The 3,534-nt window shown below is 37.6% G+C and carries 2 protein-coding genes; one reads left to right on the forward strand and one right to left on the reverse strand.

Annotated features, from left to right (window positions below; translation table 11 throughout):
- The coding region (locus tag ACZFYI_RS17470; RefSeq protein ID WP_462525410.1) for a MiaB/RimO family radical SAM methylthiotransferase at window positions 1-842 on the reverse strand (842 nt) is incomplete at its 3' end.
- Window positions 843-1,075: 233 nt separating this feature from the next.
- Here ACZFYI_RS17470 and ACZFYI_RS17475 point away from each other — a divergent pair.
- Window positions 1,076-3,238, forward strand: coding sequence for a glutamine synthetase III family protein (locus ACZFYI_RS17475; protein ID WP_462525411.1), 2,163 nt, complete (start codon window positions 1,076-1,078; stop codon window positions 3,236-3,238).
- Window positions 3,239-3,534: the final 296 nt, after the last annotated feature.

Below are 3,534 nucleotides of genomic sequence, written 5' to 3' on the forward strand. Positions count from 1 at the left end.
TCTTCATATAATTCCCTGAGATATCTTCTCCCCATACTTCTCAGAATGGTATTGCTTCCGGATTGTAAAGGAATATGAAAATGAGGTACAAATCTTTTGGATGTAGACACAAATTCGATAACCTCATTGGTCAACAAATTAGGCTCAATCGAAGAAATCCGGAATCTTTCAATGCCTTCGATTTCATCAATCGCCATGACGAGGTCCGCAAATCTTTCTTTTCTTTTTCCTTCCTGAATACCAAAGTCCCCGATATTGACGCCGGTCAAAACCACTTCTTTTACATCCGTATCAGCGATTTCTTTTACTGAAGCGAGGATATTCTCAATGGTGTCGCTTCGGCTTTTTCCTCTTGCCAAAGGAATAGTGCAAAATGCACAACCATAATTACAGCCATCCTGAACCTTCAAAAATGTCCTGGTTCTGTCATGCATGGAGTAGGCATTGTTAAAAATATTTGCTTCCTGAATTTCAGAGGCCAAAACTTTGGTCTCTTGTTCCTTCGCAAAACCATCTAACAATTCTATCAATCTGAATTTTTCTGCCGCACCCAACACAGCGTCGACTCCTTCTATTTCGGAAATTTCCTGTGGCTTGAGCTGTGCATAGCAGCCAATGATGGTGACATAGGAATTAGGAGATATTTTTTTTGCTTCGCGTACGATTTTCTTACACTTCTTATCTGCGTTTTCAGTTACCGAACAGGTATTGATAATAAAAATATCCGGGTTATTGTCGAAATCCACCTTTTCATAGCCTTTTGCCTCAAACATCCTGCTGATGGTAGAAGTCTCTGAATAATTTAACTTACAACCTAAAGTATAAAATGCAACTTTTTTCACGCCGATCTCCTTTTTTACAAGCTGCAAATTTAAATATTATCATTCAGTTTTCAATTTTCTATTTTTTGAGTTCAAACTGGCATTTTTTTCGACATATTAGGGATATTTGATCCTCTTTTTTTAAAAATAATGTAATTTTTTAGCAAAAGCACTCCATTTTCACCCTCTTGTCTTTGAAATTCATATAATTTCATATTTTTGTGGGTACAAAATCAAACCACTTATTGTAGAAAATGGCAACTTTAAGACAAAATGCGTTACTATTGGCCCAAGGTAGGTCAAAAGTTATTGTGACTCCACCTTCCTCCAAGATTTCCGACTATTATGGAAGTCATGTTTTCGGTACAAAACAAATGAAAGAGTCTTTGGCACCTTCTATTTTCAAGAAGGTAATGGAGGCCATTGACAAAGGAGCAAAAATTGATTCGTCCACTGCAGAAGAAATTGCCTCTGCGGTTAAAGTTTGGGCACTATCTAAAGGTGTTACCCATTACACCCACTGGTTTCAGCCACTTACAGGTTCCACAGCAGAAAAGCATGATTCTTTCTTTGATGCCTATGCAGGCTTGGAAAAATTCAAAGGATCAGCTTTAGTTCAGCAAGAACCTGATGCATCCTCTTTCCCAAATGGTGGAATTCGATCCACTTTTGAAGCTAGGGGATATACCGCATGGGACCCTTCTTCTCCGATCTTTATTTTTGATAAAACGCTTTGCATTCCTACCATTTTTGTTTCCTACACAGGGGAAGCATTGGATTATAAGACTCCATTGTTGAAATCTTTGGAGGCCGTTAACTCTGCAGCAGTTGAAGTTTGTCAATTATTTGACAGAAATGTCAGGAAAGTAAGTCCATCATTGGGCGTTGAGCAAGAATACTTTGTGATTGATAAAGCCCTTTTTGCAACAAGACCTGATTTGGTAATGTCTGGTAGAACTGTTTTTGGACATAGCCCTGCCAGAGGTCAACAATTGGAAGACCATTACTTCGGGTCTATTCCAACAAGGGTCAAAGATTTTATGACTGATTTTGAAATCGAGGCCCACAAGTTAGGGATTCCGGTCTCCACACGTCATAATGAAGTGGCACCAGGTCAATTTGAAGTGGCACCTTTGTTCGAAGAAATAAACAAAGCCATTGACCATAACCAGCTGTTGATGGATCTTATGGATAAAGTAGCTGAAAAACACAGTTTGAAAGTTTTGTTCCATGAAAAACCATTTGCAGGAGTCAATGGAAGTGGTAAACATAACAACTGGTCCTTGATCACGGATACAGGTGTCAATCTTTTCCAGCCAAGCAGCTCTGCAAGGGAGAATCTACAGTTCCTTACTTTTGTCATAGCAACTGTAAAAGCTGTCTACGACAATGCTGATTTGTTAAGGTCGAGCATTGCATCTGCAAGTAATGATTTTAGATTAGGTGCAAATGAGGCTCCTCCTGCCATCATGTCCGTATTCCTTGGTTCTACGCTGTCTTCCGTATTGGATGAATTAGAGAAAAACGGAAACGTTAAAATCGAAAAAGGCGATAACATGTACATGAAACTTGGTATTTCCAAAATACCTGAAATCATATTGGACAATACAGATCGAAACAGGACTTCGCCATTTGCCTTTACTGGAAATAAATTTGAGTTTAGAGCTGTAGGTTCTGGGGCCAATTCAGCAGAGCCGATGACAGTATTGAACGTCATAGTAGCAGAATCTTTGAGAAGCTTGTTGAAAGATATAGATAAGGAAGTCAATGCCGGCAAAGAGAAGAAGATTGCAATTGTGAATGTATTGAGAAAGTACATCAAGGAAAGTAAGAAAATCAGATTTGAAGGTGATGGCTACTCTGAGGAGTGGGCCAATGAAGCTGAGAAACGAGGATTATCAAATTTGAAGAGTACTCCTTTTGCACTTGATATCTACCATGATAAGAAGATTGCAGATCTGTTTTCAAGACATAATGTGCTCAATTCAAAGGAACTTCATGCAAGACATGAGATCATGTTGGAAAACTATATCAAAAAAGTACAGATCGAATCAAGAGTGATTGGTGATTTGGCTTTGAATCACGTTATTCCTACTTCCATCCTGTATCAAAACAAATTGATAGAAAATGCTAACGGATTAGCCGGCCTTGGTCTTGACAATACAGCTGCCATCGGAACAATTAAAGAGATTAGCAAGCATTTAGAGTCGATTCAAAAAAATGTTTATGCAATGATCGAAGCAAGAAAGCAGCTTAACAAGGAAGAAGACATCGTAAAAAGAGCAAAAAGTTATTGTACCGAAATCAAAGAAGCTTATTTCGATAAAATCAGATATGCAGTTGATAAGCTAGAACTTGTGGTCGATGACGAATTGTGGCCATTAGTCAAGTATAGAGAAATGTTATTTATCAAATAAATTAAAAAACCGCCCTCGGGCGGTTTTTTTTTGGCTTTATTCTTTTCAGACTTCAGGGAGATTTTGCTTTTACTGATCTGCTTTTCTAAATTTTCTTAGAAGGTATGTAAAAATAATTTTTGATGGGGATTCCGACCTCCAATTCGCGGAGAGTATTAATTTGTAAATCATTGGCAACGAATGAAATAACTAAATAATTCATGTTAAGGAATAACTCCTGAAAAACTATTTGCTTTCCATTTTTATTTGAAGCAATAGATAAATTTATTTGCTAAACCGATTTATTAAAAAAAATA

The organism is Aquiflexum sp. (assembly GCF_977115555.1).